General features: G+C 43.9%; 18 protein-coding genes. 6 read left to right on the forward strand and 12 right to left on the reverse strand.

Annotated features, from left to right (window positions below; all coding sequences use genetic code 11):
* From mshL to AC27KT_RS09085, 9 genes are all read right to left on the reverse strand, one after another.
* Positions 1-1749, reverse strand: a complete 1749-nt coding sequence (mshL, locus tag AC27KT_RS09045) for a pilus (MSHA type) biogenesis protein MshL (RefSeq protein ID WP_136783097.1) — start codon at positions 1747-1749, stop codon at positions 1-3.
* Positions 1733-2050, reverse strand: a complete 318-nt coding sequence (locus tag AC27KT_RS09050; RefSeq protein WP_487129226.1) for an agglutinin biogenesis protein MshK — start codon at positions 2048-2050, stop codon at positions 1733-1735. Before AC27KT_RS09050 ends, mshL begins: the two co-directional genes overlap by 17 nt.
* Positions 2051-2067: 17 nt before the next feature.
* Complete coding sequence (locus tag AC27KT_RS09055) at positions 2068-2715, reverse strand: agglutinin biogenesis protein MshJ (protein WP_487129228.1); 648 nt, start codon at positions 2713-2715, stop codon at positions 2068-2070.
* On the reverse strand, positions 2690-3316 hold the full coding sequence (locus AC27KT_RS09060) for a PilN domain-containing protein (protein WP_487129230.1): 627 nt from the start codon (positions 3314-3316) through the stop codon (positions 2690-2692). Before AC27KT_RS09060 ends, AC27KT_RS09055 begins: the two co-directional genes overlap by 26 nt.
* Positions 3313-4227: an agglutinin biogenesis protein MshI gene (locus AC27KT_RS09065; protein WP_487129232.1), complete on the reverse strand. Its 915-nt coding sequence runs from the start codon at positions 4225-4227 to the stop codon at positions 3313-3315. Before AC27KT_RS09065 ends, AC27KT_RS09060 begins: the two co-directional genes overlap by 4 nt.
* 166 nt (positions 4228-4393) lie before the next feature.
* The gene (locus AC27KT_RS09070) at positions 4394-4897 is read right to left on the reverse strand and encodes a hypothetical protein (RefSeq protein ID WP_487129234.1); all 504 of its coding nucleotides are present in this window, start codon (positions 4895-4897) and stop codon (positions 4394-4396) included.
* Between the two features lie 219 nt (positions 4898-5116).
* Complete coding sequence (locus AC27KT_RS09075) at positions 5117-5707, reverse strand: phosphoglycerate mutase family protein (RefSeq protein ID WP_487129236.1); 591 nt, start codon at positions 5705-5707, stop codon at positions 5117-5119.
* Positions 5708-5838: 131 nt separating this feature from the next.
* Positions 5839-7386, reverse strand: a complete 1548-nt coding sequence (glpD, locus tag AC27KT_RS09080; RefSeq protein WP_487129238.1) for a glycerol-3-phosphate dehydrogenase — start codon at positions 7384-7386, stop codon at positions 5839-5841.
* A gap of 353 nt (positions 7387-7739) precedes the next feature.
* Positions 7740-8498, reverse strand: coding sequence for a DeoR/GlpR family transcriptional regulator (locus AC27KT_RS09085; RefSeq protein ID WP_487129240.1), 759 nt, complete (start codon positions 8496-8498; stop codon positions 7740-7742).
* A gap of 160 nt (positions 8499-8658) precedes the next feature.
* On the opposite strand from AC27KT_RS09085, the gene glpK reads away from it, so the two are divergent.
* The 6 genes from glpK (at position 8659) to AC27KT_RS09115 (ending at position 19544) form a co-directional block, all read left to right on the forward strand.
* Complete coding sequence (glpK, locus tag AC27KT_RS09090; RefSeq protein ID WP_487129242.1) at positions 8659-10143, forward strand: glycerol kinase GlpK; 1485 nt, start codon at positions 8659-8661, stop codon at positions 10141-10143.
* Positions 10144-10448: 305 nt separating this feature from the next.
* Complete coding sequence (locus AC27KT_RS09095; protein WP_487129244.1) at positions 10449-13247, forward strand: TonB-dependent receptor; 2799 nt, start codon at positions 10449-10451, stop codon at positions 13245-13247.
* A 123-nt stretch (positions 13248-13370) separates the two neighbouring features.
* Positions 13371-14903 (forward strand): tryptophan halogenase family protein, encoded by a 1533-nt coding sequence (locus AC27KT_RS09100; RefSeq protein WP_487129246.1) that lies wholly within the window; start codon positions 13371-13373, stop codon positions 14901-14903.
* Positions 14904-14916: 13 nt separating this feature from the next.
* Positions 14917-15666 carry a SapC family protein gene (locus AC27KT_RS09105; RefSeq protein WP_487129248.1) on the forward strand — a complete coding sequence of 250 codons (750 nt, stop codon included), beginning with the start codon at positions 14917-14919 and terminating at the stop codon, positions 15664-15666.
* Positions 15667-15686: 20 nt separating this feature from the next.
* A complete protein-coding gene (locus AC27KT_RS09110; protein WP_487129250.1) occupies positions 15687-17144 on the forward strand; it encodes an SLC5 family protein in 1458 nt (485 codons plus the stop codon).
* Between the two features lie 270 nt (positions 17145-17414).
* Positions 17415-19544, forward strand: a complete 2130-nt coding sequence (locus AC27KT_RS09115; protein ID WP_487129252.1) for an alpha-galactosidase — start codon at positions 17415-17417, stop codon at positions 19542-19544.
* Between the two features lie 94 nt (positions 19545-19638).
* Here AC27KT_RS09115 and AC27KT_RS09120 read toward each other — a convergent pair whose 3' ends face one another.
* From AC27KT_RS09120 to AC27KT_RS09130, 3 genes are all read right to left on the reverse strand, one after another.
* Positions 19639-20925, reverse strand: a complete 1287-nt coding sequence (locus AC27KT_RS09120; RefSeq protein ID WP_487129254.1) for an alpha/beta hydrolase family protein — start codon at positions 20923-20925, stop codon at positions 19639-19641.
* A 254-nt stretch (positions 20926-21179) separates the two neighbouring features.
* Positions 21180-22136 (reverse strand): hypothetical protein, encoded by a 957-nt coding sequence (locus tag AC27KT_RS09125; protein WP_487129256.1) that lies wholly within the window; start codon positions 22134-22136, stop codon positions 21180-21182.
* 210 nt (positions 22137-22346) lie between these two features.
* Entirely contained in the window at positions 22347-22931 is a 585-nt protein-coding gene (locus AC27KT_RS09130) for a single-stranded DNA-binding protein (protein WP_334058631.1), read from the reverse strand.
* Between the last annotated feature and the right edge of the window lie 22 nt (positions 22932-22953).

Here is a 22953-nt window from a genome sequence, read left to right on the forward strand (position 1 = left end):
CTAGTTTCTATACCATTGGTCAAGTAGAGACTGAGTGCGCAGGCGTTGCTTTTCCCACGTATCAGGCTGTACCACAGAAGGGCGAATAAGGATGACTAGTTCGCGCTTGCTCTGGGTTTTCGCTTTGTTCTTAAACGCATTACCGATAATAGGTATATCGCCTAATAAAGGAGTTTTGGATTCTTGTTCGCTGGTAACCGTTTCCATTAAACCGCCTATCACTACAATCTCACCGTCGCGGGCACGTATCACGGTATCTGATTCGCGAATATTACTTTGCGCAAGCGGTAACAATATTTGTTGATCACCTACTTGGATAACCTTTGTCTGCTCCGCCGTTTCGGTTACAGACGGGTGAACATGCAGGATCACAGAACCACTTCTGTCTATTTGTGGTGTTACATCCAAAGCAATACCAGAGAAGAAGGGCGTGAGTTCGATGTCATTTTCATTTTCAGTACTTGTTGTACTTTGATCTTCACTAGTAGAAACGTCAGTAACGAAGTATTCGTCTTGCCCTACTTTAATCACCGCTTTCTGGTTGTTAGTAACCGTTACACGAGGGTTACTAAGCATTTGTACGTCACCCTGGGTTTGCAGCATATTAATAACACCATCAAAGTCGCCTCGGGATATGCGCAACGTTGATACCCCCCCGATATCGGTAGAGATAGTATTGCCAATTGCATTTACTGCATTAATAGCGGGGTCTATACCGGCTGCGGTGTTTGCGGCAAAATTAGAAGCAAGTGCGCCGCCACTAAATCCAAAATTTAGACTACCTGTTAAGCCGCTTGCTATTCGATCCCATCTAACGCCCTGTTGATAGCCATCGTTAAGTGTGACCTCAATGATACGTGCCTCAAGCACTACCTGGCGTTGCAGGCTTTCTTGGCTCTGATTCAAGAAATCTTTAACCACGGCAATTTCGCTTGGCAGCGCTCGAACCGTTACTAACCCGGCCTGCGGTGAAACCACAACCTGACGACCTTCAGTGGGTGAAACCAAAACTTTTAACGCTTCTTTCAAGTCACTCCAGAAATCATTTTCACTGGTGGTTTGAATGTTTGAACCGTTTAGCTGCTGTATATTGTTACCGCCAAGACCACCTTGGCCACCAAAACCACCCTGACCGCCCAAAGCGTTGCCGCTGATATTGTTGTTACCGTTAATACCGCCGTTGTTACCGCCGTTATTTTGATCTTGCTCGCTAACGCCACCCGCTATAACACTTACGTTCGATACGCCAAAACGCTTGATCATAAGGAAGTTTACCGGGATAGATTCTGTCTTTAACTGAGACGGCATAACTTGGATGACCTTACCTTCTAAAAATACATCCAGCGGATACATTCTAGAAATAATCGTAAGCACGTCATCAAGCGCTACGTCTTTAAGCGTTAAGCTGATTTGCCCTGACACAGCTGGGTGTACGGCCACGCTATAAGGCGTATCTTCCACTAGCGCATCAAAGAAAGGGCGAACATCTACATTGTTGGCAGATACCGCAAACATTTTCTGAGAGGTAGGAGCCGGTAGCGATTGATAACGCGCTACTTCTGACAGCAATTCTTGGTTTAACTGTGGCGGAGGTGTGGGCTTACTAACTGGCACATTCTGCGAACGATTGAGTTCGTCGCGAATATGCGGCTTAACTTCCTCGCCAACACCATAGGTTTGACAACCCGCGATAACAAACGCCGCAGCTAGGACCAGTGCGTTAGAAATAAGGCTATTTTTTAATTTCATATGCATACATTCTTAGTATTTTCTGCTGACGACCGTCAGTTATAATCACGTGTTTAGGGTGAATTTTAGACACAGTGAACTCGTTGAGCGTGTCACCCTCTCGATAAGATTTGCCAGAGATAATTGCGCTGTACCCAGAGCTTCGTTTGAAAATTGACTGCAACGCCAACTCGCCATCAACAAGATTACTCTCGCTTGCACTTATTCCTTTGACCAGAGCAGGTTTGGTTGGGTCGACTGCAGCAACTGCAGGCTTTAAAGCGCTCCCCATCACCACCAAACTTAGAACAACGAATCTCATAACGTTACCCATTCTCCTTAAAGCGAAATGAAAGTTGCATTGTTACTTACTGTCGCTAACCCTAACGTAAGTGATGCATTGGGATACTCGTCAACGTTATAAGCAAAGTCAGTTACGATGACTTTTTCAGGTGCGGCTTGAAGACGCGCTAGATAACTGCGCAAATCGAAATAACTTCCTTCGATAATTAAGCGCATATTGTGGCGGTAAAACGATGTACTCTGCGATTCACCGTCACCAAATCGAATGATTTGAGTAGGCTCTACATTGAAGTTAACTAAACGTACGTTATTTTCTTCATTTAAAAGCGTCATTAGCAACTCAGGCATTCTGTCTGCAGCCACGAAACCTTCATTCAACGAAAGCAGTGAATTGTCGACATCCAACAGCGCTTTTCTTGCGCTATCCAGTTCCTGTTGCATACGCTGGGTGTAGTCAACGGTTAGTGCTTGTTGAATTGCGTCGCGTTGAATAACCAGTGCTTTGTATTCACTTTCTTTTCGAGTAAGGGTTTTATCTGCACCAGACATGCCATCTAGCGCGGGCGATATGCCGAACCAGAAAAACAAGTAAACAATAAGACCAAAGCTCACCCACAAGATAAGCTGCTTTTCTCTCTTTTCTAAAGCAGAGAACTTATCAGAGAGCTGTTGATACTGATTCATCAGCTTCCCCTTCAAAATCGGTTGATAGTAAAAATTGCTTCACGCTTTCATCCCCGTCCACTTCGTCAAACTTCACTGACGAGAATGTCTTGCCTTGGAAGAAAGGTGACTGCTGCAATTTTTTAAGCCAAACAGGTATCGACGACGGTGCTATCGTTTGCCCCGACAGACGAATTTTCTGGGTGTCTATATTGATGCTAGTAAGCCAAAGGTTTTGGTTGTGATAATCAGCTAAATCGTCCATCACTTCGCCATACTTGGTTGCGTCAAAAGACAGCTCTCCACTTTCTAAATAGGCAAGCAACTGCTTTCTGTTTTGAATCTTGGCATTCACTTGCTCAAGCTGCTGTTGCAGCGTTTTGGTATCTCGTTTTTTCTCTAGCGCGTCATTAAGCGCTTTAATTTCGTTATTAATTTGGCTAGTTAACGCCGTTTGCTGCTGTATTTTTTCTTGCTTCGCGGTTAAAAGCACGTTTAAAGCAACAACAGCAATAAGCATTACGCCAAACGCTAAGCCGTTCACCCACAACACTTTTGATAAAGGTAAGCGCTCTTTTTTCGGCTTAAGAGACGGATGGTAAAGATTTATGGAACGTTTCACTGTGCATCCCTCGCGGCAACAAGCGCACTTGCCAAAGCAAAGTGACAAGTGGAGTCGACAACGTCAGCTAAATCAAGCTGCGGAACAAGTACATTCATTGCCGCAGGCTGGAAGGGCTTTAAACGTTCTATGACAGGTTCGCAATCGAACTGTGTTCTAAATAAGATCTCTTTAAGCGGCGGTTGTTTTAACTGTGATTCATAGAAATCCATTGAACGTTGGATTTCTAGACCAAGCATATCGCTTAACTGTGCTAAGTCTTGTTGCGCATTGGCTTTGTTCACAAAGCCTCGTAAACGTCGTGCTAACCAAATTGCACGAGAACGTACAATCATTAGAAACGGTTCGCTATTGGGCTCTTGAATAATCAGTAGTCGCGCGTAATCATCGTCTGGCACCATTTCTGTTGCCAAGACTTCTTTGGCATGAATATGGGTAAGCTTAACGTTTTTCGCTTTTTCCATACTTTGCACTAAAGCAGAAAGTGGCGACTTTTCAGCGGCAAATACATCAATTTTCTTTCCGCCAGTTCTTGTTTGTACCGGGTAATCAACATAGTCCAAGACAATATTGTCTGAGTTAAAAGGTACAAGTTCACCTAGCGTCCAGGGCAATGCGGTAGTGATATCCTCATCTGGTAAATCAGGCTTTTCTACCTGCACCATGTGATACATATCTTGCGAAAGCACAACAGACACCCGACACCCTTCTTTTTCAAAATCACGCAATGCGTTGCAAACTTGCTTTTCGAAAGGTTGGCGATTGTCAAAAGGAACAGAGGTTACAGAACTTAAAACATAGCCACTGTCGCCATGACTAATAGCGGTAATATGCAGTTCTTTCGCACTCACAGAAACACCTACTGTGGGCGATGCAACGTTCTTTTGAGATGAGAATAAGCCAGATAGCATATGTCTACTTAATTCGTTAGTGTCGAGTATTATCTTATTATCAACAATACCTTAAGGTGCCAGATTGTGACATGGCGCTAACTCAAAAGTAGACTAATTATCTAAATAGAACAAATACCTACATAGGGGAATATTTATATTAATATGTATGGATATGAAGACCTTATTAGTCTTTTAAAGGCGTAACTGAACCACTTGCTGGGTAATAGTCGAAGTAAGTTCCTTTACTTAAGCTGTAGCGGCACCAATAGTTGTCTTCATCGACATCTAACTCTGCGTAATACCTCGCGTGAATTTTAAAGCCATCCACGCGAAGCGGAGATGCAACTACTGATTGCCAAATTTTCTCACATCCCACATCAGACAAATCCGCTGTTGGCCACCCATTGTGATTCATACGTACTGGCGTTCGGTTTATTTCGCTGCCTGAGTCGTCATAATGTATGAGCATGATCATTGTGGTAGGTTGACGGACTCGCCATTGCCAATGAGAAGAAACAACGTGACGTTTAAACGTATCGAACTGGTCTGTTAGCGCCTTTACCGTTGTATCTTCTTCACCGATGTGAAAAAAGTTTATTGCCAGGCCCAATGAAATGGCAAAAACCAATGCAATCGATGCTTTTATAAGGTTTTTAGTAGTATCTGAATCTTTTTTGTTGTTATTCATTCGTGCTTCCTCAGCCTAAACTGAAGTAATAAATCTCTATTTAGGGCCGGCTTTGTTCGCTGCATACATTACATTAAGTTGATATAACAACCAATAGTTGCCCTGCAACATTGCTACGTTATCGGCATTTGAAAGGAAAATTAAAGTGTCTTAAAAGAATAGGTTAAACCCTACTAAAACGTAGGAGCTTATAACCCGTAATGGTCGGGTTGTGTTAGCCTACCTTTTACAAACTACTTTTTGCAAAATTGTTACTCCCCAGAAATCGCTATCTTTCTCTTTTAGCTGCCAGCCTTTTTTTATCAATGCTTTTCGCGTGAAGTAGTTCGTCATACCATGTCCGAATAATACAACTCGAGGGTGATTACTGCTTATGTCATCAATATGCGTGGCAAGTTTTTCCACCCTTTGCTTGGCAAATTTGAAGCTTTCGAAGCGGCCTTTAGTTCCCATAAACCAAAGGGCTCTGCTTAACAAAACCCAGTGCCAACTACGTAAAGTGAAAGGCAGCTTATAATAGGGAATATCCATTTCCTTTAGATATGGTAGCTCTTCATCTATTGAAGTTACGCCATAGTGAGCCGCGGTTAGCTTTGCTCTTAAAAGCGGACTCACAGCAATATAGCTATTGTTAAGATGCGTTATTTGTTTTGGTTGACTGGCGGGATCTAAGGGAGACTTATTGTAATTACGCACCCAGTTTGCATACTCTGCTGCATTCACTTTTTCGTTGTGAGCAGAAAGTGGCTTCCCATGGCGAATAAAAACCACTTCTTTTGGCTTACTGTTGCTTAAAACATCCCTGTTCATGATTACTTCACTTAATTCGAATTTGCGAGTCTACAAGCCGCTAAAATTTGCTATTGCACTAAATTTTTTAGACCTGTTACTAACATGGCTTCATAGTTACCATATTTAATTACAGACCCAAAGTCACGATACTAGGCGCTAGCTAATACCGGATCGGCAGTTTGCCTTTCATTAGCAGACAAATTCACTTTCTGATCGATATATTGGGATAGCGCTACTTGTTGTTCTTCACTTAAACGCAGGCCATGCTTTGTTCTGCGCCAGATAACATCTTCTAGTGTACACGCCCATTCACACTCAATTAGATAGTCTACTTCCGCGCTGTACATGCCCGCGCCAAAGTCTACGCCCATATCGTCAGCTGAAGCTCTCCCTTTGAGGAATTTATAGCTTAATACTCCATATTGACGTGCATAACGCTCGGCAATGTTATTTTTTAGCCATGGAAATTCATTAGTCAGTTGCTTGACTAAGGCGCTTTGACTTTCAAATGCACCTCCAGGCAGAGGCACTTCTTTTGTCCACGCCTTTTTTGCTTTAGGGAAACAAGAAACAAGCTTATCAACCGCATGCTCAGCAAGTTTTCTGTAGGTAGTAATTTTTCCACCAAAAATGTTGAGCAGCACAGGCTTACCCGTTTCACCTTTTAATTCTACTTTATAATCGCGCGTGAGCTCTTGTGCGGACGCATTTTTTTCTTCTAATAACGGCCTTACACCACTATAAGAATGAACGATATCGCTTCGGGTAATTTTTGACTTAAAGTACGTGTTTACCACATCTATCAGATATTCGGTCTCCTCATCTGAAATTGCAGCGTCTGATGGATTGCCTTTAAAGTCCTCATCGGTAGTTCCAACTAACGAAAAGTCCCCTTCATAAGGAATAACAAATACAATGCGCCCGTCTTTATTTTGAAGAATGTATGCTTCATCGGTATCGTAAAGTTTGGGTACGATGAAGTGACTTCCTTTCACCATACGCATAGCATTTGGGTTGTTAACATTTACTAATCTATCTAAGAACGATACCGCCCATGGGCCTGCAGCATTCACAATAGACTTCGCCTTTATGGTAAACGTTTTCCCCATTGCCGTTTTAAGTTCAATACTCCACAGATTGTCTTGCTTTTCAGCTTTAACGCATTCTGTACGGGTAAAAATTTGTGCGCCTTGATCTTGTGCGGCCAGCGCGTTCAACACCACTAAACGTGCATCGTCTACCCAGCCGTCAGAATATTCAAAACAGGTTGTAATATCGCTAACTAGTGGGCTTTCGCTCGTTGTAGAAAGCTTACGCGAACGTGGCAGCATGTTACGTTTTGCTAAAGAGTCATATAAAAATAATCCGATTCGAATCATCCAAGCTGGGCGTAGGTGCTTTTGATGTGGCAGACGAAAGCGCAGCGGCCACATGATATGGGGTGCCTTTTTAAGCAACACTTCCCTTTCCGCTAATGCCTCTTTTACTAGGCGGAATTCGTAATGTTCCAAATATCTGAGGCCACCATGGATAAGCTTACTACTTGAAGAAGACGTTGCACCGCCCAAATCGCCCTTTTCACACAATGCTACTGAAAGGCCGCGACCCGCTGCGTCAAGCGCAACGCCAACGCCATTGACGCCTCCGCCGACAACCAAAACGTCGACTGTTTTTTCAGATTCATTGTTGTGACTCATAGTTTGCCTCTGCTGCTCTTAACATTTGCTTGCACTTTATTACTGGCTATTTGACAACCAAAAAGAAAACATGTCAACACAAAACGAACATAATCGAACATTAAAGAAAATTAAATGCCCACGCCGTTCGCTATTTTTTTAGGCAAGTGAACACCAAGGCGAGTAATGATGGACATGGTTCACATTTGGAAACTTACTGTTTGATAAAAATGTCATGTAGATGAGTAAGACAAGGGTTAGTCAGATAACTTGCGTGGATATAGGTAAGTTTAAACTATCGGCCCAAAAAATAAGAATAGGCGAAGTTACGGTGTAGTTATGACCACGTCAGTTAATACACACGAAGGTTAACATCACGCTTTTACAAAAGTGATATTATTTTCTTTAATAATTTTACTTATGCTAGCAGGCGGCGTTTTATCACAAACCAAGCAATCTACTTGTGAAATATGGCCTTGTTCAACCATAGCGCGACGTTCGAATTTGCTGTAGTCGGCCGCAAGAATGACGTGTTGAGTATGGTCTAAAATAGCTTGGGAAACTTTCACTTCTCTAAAGTCAAAGTCTAATAAAGCACCGTCTGAACTTATGCCACTTATACCAATAATGCCGTAGTCCATTCGAAACTGACTGATAAAGTCACAGGTTGCTTCACCAATTATACCGCCGTCTCGGTAACGAACTTCTCCCGCCGCGATGATGACCGAGAAGTCTTCTTTGGCAGATAAAATAGTCGCCACATGTATATTGTTCGTTACAACATGTAGGTTTTTGTGGTTCAGCAACTTAGTTGCGATAAGTTCGGTAGTCGTACCGATGTTGATAAATAAAGACGCTCCATCAGGTATCATTGCCGCAACCGCTTCAGCAATTTTTTCTTTTACTTCACTATTTTGGGTTTTACGTTCTTGATAGGGCGTGTTTTCCCAACTGCGATTTAAACCCGCGCCGCCGTGATAACGACTGACTACACCAGCATCAGCCAGTTGATTTAAATCTCTTCGAATTGTCTGAGGTGTAACGTCGCAAGCACTCACCAAATCATCAATAGACATAAAGCCCTGTTGCTTTATTAGCCCAACAATTTTTTCGTGTCGTTGCGTTTGGTTCATCACACATCCTCAAAGTAAAAATCGATATTGATTATACGTGCTTAAAGAAGAAGTTCCCACGATAAAACGAAAAGCAAATGTTCGTTTTCGAAAATATGCCGTTGTTAAACATCTGTAAATGATGCAAACTCTATGAAAAATCATCTTCAGGAGTGACCTTATGGGACAACATATTCTTGCCATTGACCAAGGCACAACAAGCTCTCGCAGCATTATTTTTTCTCCGAAAGGCAGTATAGAAGCCATTGCTCAACAGGAATTTTCGCAAAAATATCCTAAGGATGGTTGGGTTGAACATGACCCTGAGGAAATTTGGGAAAGCGTTGTCTCAACTCTGAAGGAAGTTTTTGATAAGTGTAATTTAACGCCGTCTGACATAGCCTCCATTGGTATAACAAACCAACGAGAAACAACGTTAGTTTGGAACAAAATTACAGGTAAGCCGATATACCCTGCAATTGTCTGGCAAGACAGGCGTACTGCTCAATACTGTCGCGATTTCAGCGAAGACGAAGAGTTCGTTTCGTATATAACAGAGTCGACAGGGCTTTTACTAGACCCTTACTTCTCAGCAACCAAAGTCGCATGGATACTTGATAACGTCGAGGGCGCCCGAGAGAAAGCAGAAAATGGCGAGCTTCTGTTTGGTACCGTGGATACGTATTTAATTTGGCGCTTAACGGGCGGTGAATCACATAAAACGGACGCAACAAATGCGTCTCGAACCATGTTGTTTGATATTCATAATCAGTGTTGGGATAAAAAGCTACTCAATAAATTTAATATCCCAGCTTCTATGTTGCCGGAGGTTATGGACTGTGCCGCAGATTTTGGGGTAATAAAAGAAGATATTATCGGCAAAGCTATTCCTATTCAGGGTGTAGCTGGTGATCAGCAGGCTGCTTTGGTTGGTCAGGCGTGCTTCGAAAAAGGCATGGCGAAAAGTACATACGGAACCGGATGCTTTATGATCCTTAACACCGGCGACGCACCACTTCAGTCGAAAAACCGACTACTGACAACAGTAGGTTACCGCCTTGAAGGGAAAACGACCTACGCACTTGAAGGTAGTATTTTCATGGCTGGCGCCACCGTTCAGTGGCTACGTGACGGACTTAAGTTAATTGATGATGCTGCAGAATCAGAGGCCTTAGCGCAACGTGCTAGACGAGACAACGGCGTCTTTTTAGTACCTGCATTTACGGGGCTAGGCGCGCCATATTGGGACCCAGATGCCCGCGGCGCTATTTTAGGACTAACTCGGGATACGGGGATCAGTGAAATTGTTGCGGCGGGCCTGCAATCAGTTTGCTATCAAACTAAAGATCTTCAAAAGGCTATGGAAAGCGACGGAGCGCGTCCAACGACCATTCGTGTAGATGGAGGCATGTCTCGCAATGACTGGGTTATGGGCTTCTTGTCAGACATTTTAGGGGCTGAAGTAGAACGCCCTGAAATTACAGAAACTACTGCGCTAGGTGCAGCTTTCCTAGCAGGATTACAGGCTGGCGTCTTCAATTCAATCGACGATTTAACCCATTGTTGGAAGAGTGATAGCGTTTTCACTCCGCGCTTATCAAAACAAGAACGCGATCAGGCTTACGATGGCTGGAAAGCCGCTGTGGACCGTATCCGCTGTAGCTAATTTTCTCTTATATTTCTTATTGTTAATAAAGTGCGGTTATATTCCGCACTTTTTTTATACAAAAAAAATTTTTATAACATTGTAATTACATTGTCATTTTGTGCTAGTATTGGATTTAAGGTAAACGTTTCACCTTTTACCTTAATAAGGAAAACTTATATTTTTCATAAAGTTACAAATAATAATCGAGAAAATATAACGTTAAATGTGTAAAAGTAATGTTAATAAGCTTGATCCGCACATACTAAAAACGTAATTTAAGTGCAAAGTACGTTAAAACGTAGCCTACTCACGGAGAAAACACAGTGACACATAAAATTAACACATCACAGATAGGCCCAATTGCTAAACGCTCACTTTTAGGTGTTGCTATCGCCTCTGCCCTACACGCACCGGTTGCATTTTCGCAAGACGCTGACGCGCAGAATGTAAACGATGCACCTGTTGAAGTTATTGAAGTCCGCGGCATTGTAAGCAGCTTGAAAAGAGCAATGTCTGATAAGAAAGAAAACTTAGCTGTTTCAGACGGTATCGCAGCAGAAGATTTAGGTAAGTTTCCTGATCTCAACGTTGCTGAATCACTTCAGCGTATCACTGGTGTTTCTATTGACCGTAACGGTGGTGAAGGCCAGCAAGTAACAGTACGTGGTTTTGGTCCTCAATTTAACACGGTACTTGTTAACGGTCGCCAACTTGCTTCAGACGATGCTGGGCGTGCATTTAACTTTGATGTACTTGCTGCTGACCAAATTACTGGCGCAAATATCTACAAGAGTGGCGTTGCAAACCTTCAATCAGGTGGTATCGGCTCTACCATCAACGTTTCTACTGCTCGCCCGTTCGACTATGACGGTTTCCAGGCGGTTGGTAGCCTGAAAGGAATGTACGAGACGCTTTCAGAAGAAACATCACCGCAAGCCTCATTCCTAGTAAGCAATACGTTTGCCGACGATAAGTTTGGTTTACTTCTAGCGGTATCACACCAAGAGCGTGAAGTTCAGATCAACCGCATTCAAACAGCGGGCTGGCGACCAGGTCTGACGCTGTCGAACAGAAATGACGGTGTAATTGCTTCGAATGTATACCTTCCTCGTAACTGGGATCAGGTTGTTGACCAACAAGACAGAACACGTACTAATGCATCACTTGTTGCGCAGTTCGCACCTTCTGATGATGTTACCATTACGTTAGACGGCTTCGTGTCTAAGTTTGAAATTGATTCGCAAGTTACTGACTTAGCGTCATGGTTTGAGCCAGACCGTGTAGGTTCTGCAACCATTTCTGAATACGGCACTGCTATCCAATTTACGCAAGAAATTGACTTACACCAAGGTAGCGGTAACCCTGCTTCTGACTTTGTATCATCAACACGTGGTGTACGTGATGTAACTAACAAAGGGTTCGGCTTAAATGTTGATTGGCAAGTAACTGACGCCCTTTCTGCAACCTTCGACGTTTCAACATCTGAAGCTGAAAACGATATTGGTGGTAAAGGTCGCTTCAATGTAGTTGGTATTATTAACAACTACGAGTTTGACGGCACTGGGAGCACACCGACTGTTATTCACGATGGTTTTGGCAATGGTCAATTACCTGACATTTCTCTAAACCGCCTTCACTATAATGACCTAGGTAACGTGGTAGCGTCTGAAGACGAAGTAACAGAATACAAAGCAGATTTCACTTATTTAGCTGATTCTGACGTTTTCCGTAAAGTGGATTTTGGTATCTTGCGCTCTGAGCGCGAAAAATTCGTATTCCAAGAGTTTGCGTCACAATGTGCGTTCTGTGGTTATGGCACAGAAGCGCCAATTGATGAGTTGAACATTCGCCCGTTTACTGCAAACAACTTCTTCAGCGGTCTGATTGACACTTGGTATACATATGATGGTGATGCGTATCTAGACTACCTTGCCTCTCAAGGTGCTCCAGTAACGCCAACGTTGCAAAACAACTACTACAACATTGAAGAAGAAGTCACTGCACTTTATGCACAGTTCGAATTTGGTTATGACATTGGTGATATGCCATTAACCATGAATTTTGGTGCACGTTATGAAGAGACAAACGTGGCTGTCTCAGCAGTACAAGCATTTGTTTCGGATATCGTTCCAACTACTGACTTGACCCTGTTTTCAAACGTATTTGCTCCAGCGGAGAATATTACAGGCACTACATCGTATTCTAACCTTTTACCTAGCTTGAACGTTAAGTTAGAAGTACAAGAAGACATGATTGTGCGCTTCTCGCGCTACGACTCTCTAACTCGCCCGACTATGTCGCAGATGTCTCCGGCAACTACATTTGGTGAACCTCGCCGTCAAAACCTTCAAGCAAGTGGTGGTAACCCTAACCTTAAGCCATTTAGTGCAGAAAACTGGGACCTGTCGTTTGAGTGGTACTACAGCGATGACTCAGTGTTCTCGTTTGCAGTATTTAGCAAAGAAGTAGAAGACTTCATTGTTACGCTTTCAGGCGCAGAAACTTACACAATGACCGACCGTCTACCAGGAGACTTCCGCTGTGCAGCAGCAGATTGTGCGCCAGGCGTTTCGCTTGATCCACAAGACCCTGACCGCGATGTAGTAGCTGACACTGAAGAACTTAACGGTGCAAATGAAGTTTATACCGTTACTCGACCGCAAAATGGCGAAACGGCTACAGTAAATGGTTATGAAGTAGCGATTACTCACGTATGGGATAACGGCTTTGGTGTAACGGCTAACGCTACTGTAGTTAACAGTGATGCGGAAGTATCTGGTGATACTAGCCAAACGTTTGCATTGGAAGGGCTTGGCGATTCACAAAACCTTATCGTGTTTTACGAGCGCGATGCGTTCCAAGCTCGTGTAGCGTTTAACAACCGTGAGTCTTTCCTATTCGCACTTGATAATGGTTTATCAGGCGAACCAACCACTACTGAAACCTATGGTCAGTGGGATGTTAGTGCAAGTTACGACATCAATGAACACCTAACCGTATTCGTTGAAGGTATTAACGTAACGGAAGAAGAACTTACGCAGATTGGTCGCTTCCCAGACCAAATTTACTCAATTGAAGACAATGGTGCTCGCTACTCTGTAGGTATCCGAGGCTCATTCTAAGATTTGTGTGTGTTTTGGCAGGGGTAAAACCCTGCCATTTATCCACAAGCCTATTGGCAAAACGAGTACGTTTATGGATAAATGTAGAAAACAGTCGTAATTCCATTTAAGCAGTGTTGTTTCATGAACCATTCATCTAATAAATCCCAAAAACAAAGTATTGTCATCGTAGGTGGCGGGACCGCTGGCTGGCTTACAGCCGCCATCGTCGCAGCTAAACACAAGGTAGCAATGGGTGAATGTGGCTTAGACATTACTTTAGTGGAATCCAGTGACATCCCTACCGTTGGCGTGGGTGAAGGAACCTGGCCAACCATGCGCAACACGCTTAAAGACATTGGCTTATCTGAAAAAGAAGTATTTAGGCGCTGTAGCGCTGCATTTAAGCAGGGCGGTAAGTTTGTAAATTGGGTAAATGGTGACGGCGACTTTTATTACCACCCGTTTACCGTTCCGCTAGGTTATGGTCGCGTTGAGATGGCACCCTACGTAGGTGACATTGCAAACTTTGCGAACGCTACAAACTTTCAGCAGCACGTGTGTGAGCGCAATATGGCACCTCGCACACTTAGCGAACAAGAATACAGCAGCGCACAGTCGAACTATGCATACCATTTAGATGCTGGCGCATTTGCTGACATGTTACGAGACTTTAGTAAAACGAAGCTTGGGGTTAAGCACATCGTTGCCACTGTAGAAAGCGTAGCTGCAACCTCAAACGAACATATCGAAAGCATTACTCTTAATAACGGCATGGGTTTAAACGCCGATTTATTTGTCGACTGTTCTGGTTTTCGCTCACTATTGCTTGGCGAAACTCTCGGTGAAAGCGTTGTCTCCACAGACGACGTGCTATTCAATAACTCTGCCCTTGCCCTTCATGTACCCCACGAGGAAAACTTCGAAATAAAGCCCTATACCCAAGCAACAGCACAAGAAGCAGGCTGGATTTGGGATATTGGTTTGTCTTCAAGAAGAGGTGTAGGCCATGTTTACTCAACCGAGTTTACTACCGACGAACGTGCTGAAGAAGTATTGCGTCAATACGTAGGCGACGAGCACGGTGATTTGAAAGCGCGCACAATTCGCTTTAACTCTGGTTATAAGAAGCGCATTTGGAAAGGTAACTGCATTGGCGTAGGTCTATCCGCAGGATTTGTAGAGCCATTAGAGGCAACAGCCCTTATGCTTATTGAGATTTCAGCACGTTATATTGCAGAGCAAATGCCGCTGCCAGAATCAGCGATGCCTATCGTTAGCCAGCGCTTTAACAAGCAAATGAACTATCGCTGGCAGCGCATTATCGACTTCTTGAAACTTCACTATATTTTTAATCAACGCAGTGAACCTTACTGGGTTGCCAATCGCGATCCTTCAACTATTCCCGACTCATTAAAAGAAGATTTGGAAATATGGAAGTATCGCGGCCCACAAATTGCTGATTTTTCAGCGGCAATAGAGCTATTCCCTGCCGCCAGCTATCAGTACGTACTATATGGAATGGGATTTTCTCCAGACTTTTCTTTGCAATCTCATTTCTACAACGAACGTGACTTAGCTGATAAGGTCATCCAGCAAAATCAGCTTATCACCCAGCAAAAACTAAGCAGCTTACCTAATCACCGCGACTACATTGAGCAGTGGTTGGCAAGCTAACGAGAACTATAATATGCCAAAATTTGAAACCTTATCGGCTGATACCCACAGCACTCTTGCTATTGACGAGAGCAAGCTTGCTAGTACTTATTCGAAATTTCATCTTCTCAATATTGAGATAAAGGAAGCCGTACAAGCATCTAGCGACTTCCCTCTGTTTTTCAGTAAATCTTCTGAAGCACAATATTGGACTATTTCAGCGCTGTGCGGCCTAGCTCCCCAAGAAAACGTATTTGAAACGCAAGGCACGTGGCTTGGTCACTATACACCGCTCAGTCTTCGCACCTTACCTTTTATTGTGCGATTGGGAAATGATGCTCAGCAGCAAGAAGTTTTAGTTGATGTGGACTCGCCAGCTGTTTCTTCTCAAAACGGTGAAGCACTCTTTTTGTCTTCAAAGCGCCCTACTGCGTACCTTGATAACAAGAAGAAACTGTTAGATGAGCGCGTTACCGCCATGCAGCAAACCGCTGTAATGATGAATCAAATTAGCGAGATGGGACTTATTCATTCTGTTGACTTGATTATAGAGTTCAAGGACAACACCAGCCAGCGGGTGGGTGGATTAGCAACAGTAAACGAACAGCGCTTGCAGAATCTAACAGCGGACGAACTGGCGAATCTAAACCAAAAAGGCCTACTCAACGTGCTGTTCAATATTCTTGGCTCTATTTTGCAAGTGAACCGCGTTATTCGTCTTCACAACATTAAATTCCCTGATCGCGCTGTAAACAACATTAAGTTCGAAACCAGCAAGTCATAACTGTCCTCTAGGAGTAAAACATGTTTTCCAGCACTATTCAGGTGTCTGTTTTTGTCTTTGTGACTGCTTTAATTGGTTTTCTTACCTATTTAAGTTGTCGCGGACAAAATAGAAATGCCCAAAACCAAAACCGCGAATACTTTCTTGCAGGCGGCGGTCTAGCTTGGTATTTCGTTGCAGGTAGTATCACGCTCACCAACTTAAGTACCGATCAGCTTGTAGGTATGAACGGTAACCAAATGGCCTTGTTGGCCCTATGGGAGCTCGCAGCGGTAGTAGGCCTTTTCGTTCTGGCAAAAGTATTTTTGCCAGTGTACTACCGATTCAAGTGCACAACAACCACGGAACTTCTAGAGCAGCGCTATCACGATAAACACATTCGTGCGGTTATTAGCGCGCTCTTCTTCGCAGGCAGTGCTTTAATTTTTTGCCCGGCGGTAATTTATTCGGGTTCTTTGTTCATGCAGTCTATGTTTAACGTTGAACTGCCGCTAATGTACATCGCAGTTATCTTCGTTATCGTTGGTGCTCTTTACGCTATCTTCGGCGGCCTTCGCGCAGTAGCAGTGTCTGATACCTACTCAGGCGTGCTGCTTTTGACCATGGCAGTACTGGTGGTTATTCTTGCGCTTCAGGCCATCGACTATAACTTTGACGGCATTCCACAAGAACGACTTACTCTAATTGGCGATGATGAGTCACCGATCCCTTGGCACACCTTACTTACCGGTATGATCTTTATCCAAATGTTTTACTGGGGTACTAACCAGGTAATTACTCAGCGCGCAATGGCGGCACCGTCGTTGAAAGAAGCGCAGAAAGGCGTATTCGCTGCAGCCGGCATTCGCTTGCTGATTGTGCCTGCTATTATCGTTATTCCAGGTATCGTCTCATACAAGCTATTTGGTGATATTGGTGATAGTGCTTACGGGAAAATCGTGGCAACGGTATTGCCCGATTGGCTATCAGGCGTATTCGCAGCGGCCATGGCAGCTGCGGTGTTAACCACGTTTAACAGTAACCTAAACTCTGCAACAGCCCTTTATGTTTGCGACATTCACGAAAGCTACATCAATAAAACGCCAAACGTACCTAAGTTAAGCGGCTACGTTACGGTTTTATTGTGTTTAGTATCGCTTGCGCTAATTCCTGTATACCAACAAGCTGATAGTATTATTAACCTGGTCCAGAAGCTGTACGGTTTATTAAGCATGCCGATTCTTTCGGTATTCATTGTTGGCTTACTGTTTAGAAACGTGCATGCATTCGCAGCCATTGGTGCAGTGTTGTTCGGCGTTTCAATTTACGCATTAATGAGCTTTGAAGCTTCACCTCTGTATGCACCATTTGGCCTTCATTACATACACCTAATGTTCGCAACTCTTATTGGCTGTGTCGCATTTGCGCTTATTGTGAACCGCGCGGTGTTTAACCAAAAGGCAGAGTTTTCGTTAGAGCTTTATAAAAAAGAAGCCTAACAAATTAGTAACATCTTGAAAAAGGATGTCTTTTGACATCCTTTTTTGTTTTTAACAATTAATATCATCTATATTTTACGACTATTGGTCAGACTTCATTTCCTTCACAATGCAGACTACCATTGAAAGTAAAACGTTTACCCTAAAATTGTAGAATAGGTATAGTGAACGTGATTTAATATGCGAAACTATGGCGTAAGAAGACACTGCTTACGTTGTAAAAAAGTTGTACCACCACCTAATTTACGTTTTATTAACGCTGAGGTTTTTATGTCGTCACTTTCTCAATTCGTACGCCTGTCGAACGAAAAAGTCACCTTAATATTCGACTGTCAGGGTCGTATGCCAAAAGTCATTTACTATGGTGCGCCATTGAGTGACAGCACTACGCCTGAAATGCTTAGCGTTTTAAACACACGCCAAGAAGCTAAGTGTGCGCCAGTAATAGAGCCACCAATTACTTTAGTGCCTACCCATGGTGAAGGTTGGACAGGACAGCCAGGCCTTGAAGTTTCCGGTGATGCTGACCAGTGGTCAGCAGGCTTTTGCTTAGTAGAGATAAATCAAGACGGTCAATCGGTTGCCTTCATTGCTGAAGATGCACATCGCGGTATGCGCCTTATCACAAGTGTAGAGCTTGATACCGCGACCAGCGTTGTAAAATATGTTTCTCGTCTAGAAAACACCGGCAGTAGCGCACTAAACCTCAACTACTTGAATGCCGCTAGTCTTCCACTTCCTACAACGGTTAGTAAAATTAAAACATTCGAAGGTCGTTGGTCTGCTGAGTTTCAGACCAAAGATCACGACTTATTCTTTGGAAGTTATGTACGTGAAAACCGTCGTGGCAAAACCTCTCACGATACTTTTCCCGGTTTAATTGCATTTCCAGTTGGAACAGGCGAGCTTAACGGCGAGTGCTTTGGTTACCACCTTGGCGCTTCAGCAAACCATAAGCTTCGCGCCGAACTCATGGCTGATGGCAGAAGCTACGTTCAGTTCGGTGAATTACTGTTTCCTGGTGAAGTGGTACTTGATGCAGGGGACAGCTACACATCTCCGGTGCTTTATACCGGCTATGGCTGTGACGGTTTCTCATCCCTATCGCAACAGTTCCACAATTTTATACGTAGCAATGTGCTAAACCATAGCGCTGAGTCTAAGCCTCGCCCAGTTCACTACAACACGTGGGAAGGAATTTACTTCGATCATAACGAAGACGAACTTAAAGCCTTGGCTGACAAGGTAGCGCCGCTAGGTATTGAGCGCTTCGTATTAGACGATGGTTGGTTTAAAGGCCGCAGAAACGACAAAGCTGGGCTTGGTGACTGGTTTGTCGATGAGGCCATATACCCTGAAGGACTAGACGGACTCATTGACCATGTTACTGGCCTTGGCATGGAATTCGGCATTTGGTTTGAGCCAGAAATGGTAAACCCTGACAGCGACCTGTACCGCGCACATCCTGAATGGGCACTTCAAACTGAAAACAACCCTCATGTGCCATTTAGAAACCAATACGTTCTAGATCTGACCAACCCAGAAGTCGTTGAGTACCTGTATAAAGTGATTACTGATGTACTAAAAGCCTATCCAAAAATTAGCTACATCAAATGGGACATGAACCGCGACGTAAACCACCCAGGTAACCTTCAAGGCAAACCGGCAATGCACGGCCAAATGGCAGCACTTTACGGTTTGATTGACCGCGTAAAAGCAGCAAAGCCAGGCATTGAAATAGAAAGCTGTTGCTCGGGCGGCGGACGTGTAGATTTGGGCATATTGCCACACACAGATCGCTTCTGGACGTCGGACTCTAACGACGCATTAGACCGTTTATATATTCAGCGCGGCTGCTCTTACTTCTTCCCCTCTGAAGTCATGGGCGCCCACGTAGGTCCGCGCGATTGCCATATTACGGGTAGAAACCTACCTATCGAAATTCGTTCTGCGGTCGCTTTGTTTGGTCATATGGGCATAGAAATGGACCCACGTGAACTCACAGACCACGAGCAAAAAGTGCTAACAGACGCCATTTCGCTTTATAAGAATTATCGTCACATTACCCACGGCGGAGACCTTTTCCGCATGGATGACGACGGCATGAATGTAAGATTTGGTTATGTGTCGAAAGACAAGCAGGAAGGTATTTTTGCATATAACAGTGTTACAGAAACCGTACGCACTACGCCTAACCGTTTCTACTTCGCAGGGCTTGATGCTAACAAGCAATACACCATCGAACGCGTATGGCCTGAAAAGCTAAAAGAATACACCCCGTCTATTTTGCAACAAACAGACGGGCAAGTGTTTTCTGGCGAAGTCTTGATGAAATACGGTATGCAGCTGCCGGTACTCTTCCCACAAACAGCCCTGATTTATACTGTTAAAGCCCTGTAGTTTTCTAAACGCTATGGCTTTCTAAGCTCTGCCTAAGGAAAATTAGAGTAAGCGAGCTATGCGGTACGACACCGCCGCTCGCTTTTTTTAGTGCTTACTTACCTTCCATCTCAAGGCCTAACGCCCAGCGATCATCAAACCCTTTCCAAGGCTCTGGCTTTTTGCCATCTACGGGTACTTGGGCACTACTGCCACTCACGTTCAGGTATTCACAATCATCTTTTAAACCTTTCACGTGACAGTTCATAAGCGCCAACGCGAAGTGCTCATTAATAGCGTTCAGCTTTTGCACTTCCCACGCAGGCTCAATGTAGCTGCCCAAATCAAACTCGCTGCCATAGGCTTCTTTAGGGGCGGGGTGAGGTGCGACATTATGACGAGCGTTTTTAACAGTAAGTAGCTTAGAGCCTTCACTGCCGGTATTTTCGAATAACCATTTAATACCGTCGTAACCAGAAACATCGTCGTTATCACCCGCCACATAAAGAACAGGTACCTCAATATTATTAAGTGATTCAACGTCAAAGAGCTGATGTTGCCCGCCCCATGGAGCAAGCGCTAACGCTGCTTTCCAAGCTGGGAGTACATCCTTGCTACTTTCTTCGCCACCTGCGCAAGTATTAAGTGCGTCTTTGATAAGGGCTGCCACTTTAGGGTCTTGTGTGCCGGTGAAAGTGGCTGCTGTTTGATCGTTAAATGCATAGCAACCACCGACGGTACTTACCGCACCATAGCCTCCCATGGAATAACCAATCACCCCTGCTTTGCTTGCATCAACACTGTTTTTAAAAAATTCATGTTCGCTGATGCTGTTCAGGGTTAGCACTTGGTCCCGAGAGCGATTCAACAACGTACTAGGAAAGCCTGAATACGGATTTTCCGCAAAATTAACATCTTTGTTTGTGGAGTCTGTATGGTCGATAGCCGCAACCACATAGCCATGAGACGCAAGGTGTTCACCTAAATAATACATAAGCGTGCGATAGCCGGTATAGCCGTGAGATATAACTACCACCGGGTAATCAGAACCCGCTTTAGCAATTGGCGCATCGCGGCTTGCATCGCCCTCAATTTCAAATACCTGACCACTTCGCGTTTCATTTACATACGTTGCCGTTTCGGCAGCACTTGAAGCTGGATACCAAACCTCTAGCGTCAATTTACGTTCGACATCATTCCCAGCAATATCTTTCACTTTTTCTGGGTAAGTCGCTTCAATGGTTTTTACGCCAACAACGTGAGCGCCTTTCTCGCTTAGCGATGGCATAACATCTGCTGGAAAAGGCTTATAAAGGGTCTGAGCTGCTGAAACCGGTGTAGGTAACATTGAAGTACTAAACGCGAGTGCAGCCGCGCCACAGAGCAGGGATAACGTTTTCATAATTTAACTAATTTTCTTGTTATTGGAAGACAAAATTATAATACCGACTCACGAACTCCATACAAGTAAACCTCCATTATTATTGCTGATTAAACGAAATAAGAAACAGTAATAAAACCTGAATATACGGGTTCCGCTTCAACATAGAAAGCTATACAGGTTACGTTAAGAATATAGGGAAGAGATTATGGACTAACTAAAAAGATCCATATAATAAGGAGACTGAGAAATAGGTTAAACGTGCTACCCAACATTTACTTTTTCACCAGAAAAGTATCCCATCGTTCATCGAATAACAGCTTAAGGCGATGTGAATAACCATCGGCTCTGAAATTAGTATCTCTCAAAATCTCACTTTTTTCAGAATCTGCAAAAATTCGCGCTAGCGCTTGATTCAAACTCGTTGTTACCTCTTGCCCTAGCGCTGTCTTTGAACATAGCAAGCGCTTTGTTCCTCTCAATTCTTCCGACAGTTCGCTAACTTGATACACATGCAAGGTGTCGAGCTCTTCTCTTGATAATGTAGCAATCTCGCGAGGGCCAACATAACCGAAGTCAATTCGCCCACTTTTCAGCAATTCGATGGTATGCATGCCTAGGTCTGTACCTAGGCTATGCACTCTTAACACATTGTACTGCGTTGCCCATTGTTCGACAGTACGCGAATAGGCGTTACTCACGTCGCTGTAGAGTACGGTTTTAAGATTTCGATTGAGTAATATTTGCAAAGAAACTGACTCAAACAAGCCTTTCACCTTTTGTGACAAGCCGTCATTTTCTTCATCATCAATTAAAGGTAGGAGCGCTTTTGTTGACACAACAAGTAAAGGCAAATTGATAGAGGTGGGTTCAGAAAAATACCCCCATTCTGTTCTCTCTTTTTTATAAGACGCGCCATAGAAACAGTAGACCTTTTGAGACGACTGTTCATGTCGAATTAGCGACCATGCACGTCTAACTGGGTAGGCTTCAAATTGATGGTTATAGCGGCCAAGATAGCTAGACAGATGAGCCATAAGATCATAAACCGGGCCTGACGTAATAGTTATACCTGGCCCTTCAACACCAAGTTCCGGTGGGCGTATCCAAATAATGGTAGGTTTCTTCTCATCACAACCTTCAAGGTCGCACCCAATATTATTTTGAGCCAATGAATCGCTGAGTTTAATTGTGAGAAATACAAAAACGAGTAACCGTGCTAATACCGACACTGTGAAAAATTAACCTTGGAGCTAAGGGTTATTGAAATTCCTACATCACCCGTCCCTGTCTGGCATGATGCATATAGACAACGTATGATCTTACTATAGTCAGCTACAAAGTTAACGGGCGTCAGTCTCATAATTGACTGAATTTAGCTCAAAAAAAAGCCGCTATTATAAAGCGGCTCTTGGAATATTTTTTCCGACTTGTATCTTTGTCTAGAACGGGATGTCGTCGTCAAAGTCAAAGTCTGGCTCAGCCATAGGTGGGTTCTTCGGCTGACCTTGGTTACCACCTTGAGGCGCTTGATTATAGCCGCCACCTTGATTTTGATTATAACCACCTTGTTGACCACCGCCTTGCTGTGGCGCTTGATTATAGCCGCCCTGCGCTGGTGCTTGGTTGTAACCACCTTGGTTGTTTTGAGGACGCTGGTAACCGCCGTTACCGCCACCACCTTCGCCGCCGCGGCCGCCAAGCATTTGCATCTGGTCTACGATAATTTCGGTAGTGTACTTGTCCTGACCTTGCTGATCTTGCCACTTGCGCGTTTGCAATTTACCTTCAACGTAAATTTGCGAGCCCTTTTTCAGGTACTCTCCGGCAATTTCTGCTAAGCGACGGTACATTGTAAGACGGTGCCACTCAGTGCGCTCTTGAACCTGACCCTGTTGGTCTTTCCAGCTTTCGCTAGTTGCTAGGCTTAAGTTCGCAACGGCGTTTCCGTTAGGCATGTATCTAACTTCAGGATCATTGCCAAGGTTTCCAACAAGAATAACCTTATTAACGCCTTTCGTTGCCATTGATGTCTCCTGTAACGTTTTT

This window comes from Alteromonas sp. 5NW40-0090 (assembly GCF_057552975.1).

What these genes read in the sequence shown, in the direction of transcription:
- mshL (WP_136783097.1), bottom strand. Translation starts at nt 1,749, where the DNA reads ATGAAATTAAAAAATAGCCTTATTTCTAACGCACTGGTCCTAGCTGCG.
- AC27KT_RS09050 (WP_487129226.1), bottom strand. Translation starts at nt 2,050, where the DNA reads ATGAGATTCGTTGTTCTAAGTTTGGTGGTGATGGGGAGCGCTTTAAAG.
- AC27KT_RS09055 (WP_487129228.1), bottom strand. Translation starts at nt 2,715, where the DNA reads ATGAATCAGTATCAACAGCTCTCTGATAAGTTCTCTGCTTTAGAAAAG.
- AC27KT_RS09065 (WP_487129232.1), bottom strand. Translation starts at nt 4,227, where the DNA reads ATGCTATCTGGCTTATTCTCATCTCAAAAGAACGTTGCATCGCCCACA.
- AC27KT_RS09070 (WP_487129234.1), bottom strand. Translation starts at nt 4,897, where the DNA reads ATGAATAACAACAAAAAAGATTCAGATACTACTAAAAACCTTATAAAA.
- AC27KT_RS09075 (WP_487129236.1), bottom strand. Translation starts at nt 5,707, where the DNA reads ATGAACAGGGATGTTTTAAGCAACAGTAAGCCAAAAGAAGTGGTTTTT.
- glpD (WP_487129238.1), bottom strand. Translation starts at nt 7,386, where the DNA reads ATGAGTCACAACAATGAATCTGAAAAAACAGTCGACGTTTTGGTTGTC.
- AC27KT_RS09085 (WP_487129240.1), bottom strand. Translation starts at nt 8,498, where the DNA reads ATGAACCAAACGCAACGACACGAAAAAATTGTTGGGCTAATAAAGCAA.
- glpK (WP_487129242.1), top strand. Translation starts at nt 8,659, where the DNA reads ATGGGACAACATATTCTTGCCATTGACCAAGGCACAACAAGCTCTCGC.
- AC27KT_RS09100 (WP_487129246.1), top strand. Translation starts at nt 13,371, where the DNA reads ATGAACCATTCATCTAATAAATCCCAAAAACAAAGTATTGTCATCGTA.
- AC27KT_RS09105 (WP_487129248.1), top strand. Translation starts at nt 14,917, where the DNA reads ATGCCAAAATTTGAAACCTTATCGGCTGATACCCACAGCACTCTTGCT.
- AC27KT_RS09110 (WP_487129250.1), top strand. Translation starts at nt 15,687, where the DNA reads ATGTTTTCCAGCACTATTCAGGTGTCTGTTTTTGTCTTTGTGACTGCT.
- AC27KT_RS09115 (WP_487129252.1), top strand. Translation starts at nt 17,415, where the DNA reads ATGTCGTCACTTTCTCAATTCGTACGCCTGTCGAACGAAAAAGTCACC.
- AC27KT_RS09120 (WP_487129254.1), bottom strand. Translation starts at nt 20,925, where the DNA reads ATGAAAACGTTATCCCTGCTCTGTGGCGCGGCTGCACTCGCGTTTAGT.
- AC27KT_RS09130 (WP_334058631.1), bottom strand. Translation starts at nt 22,931, where the DNA reads ATGGCAACGAAAGGCGTTAATAAGGTTATTCTTGTTGGAAACCTTGGC.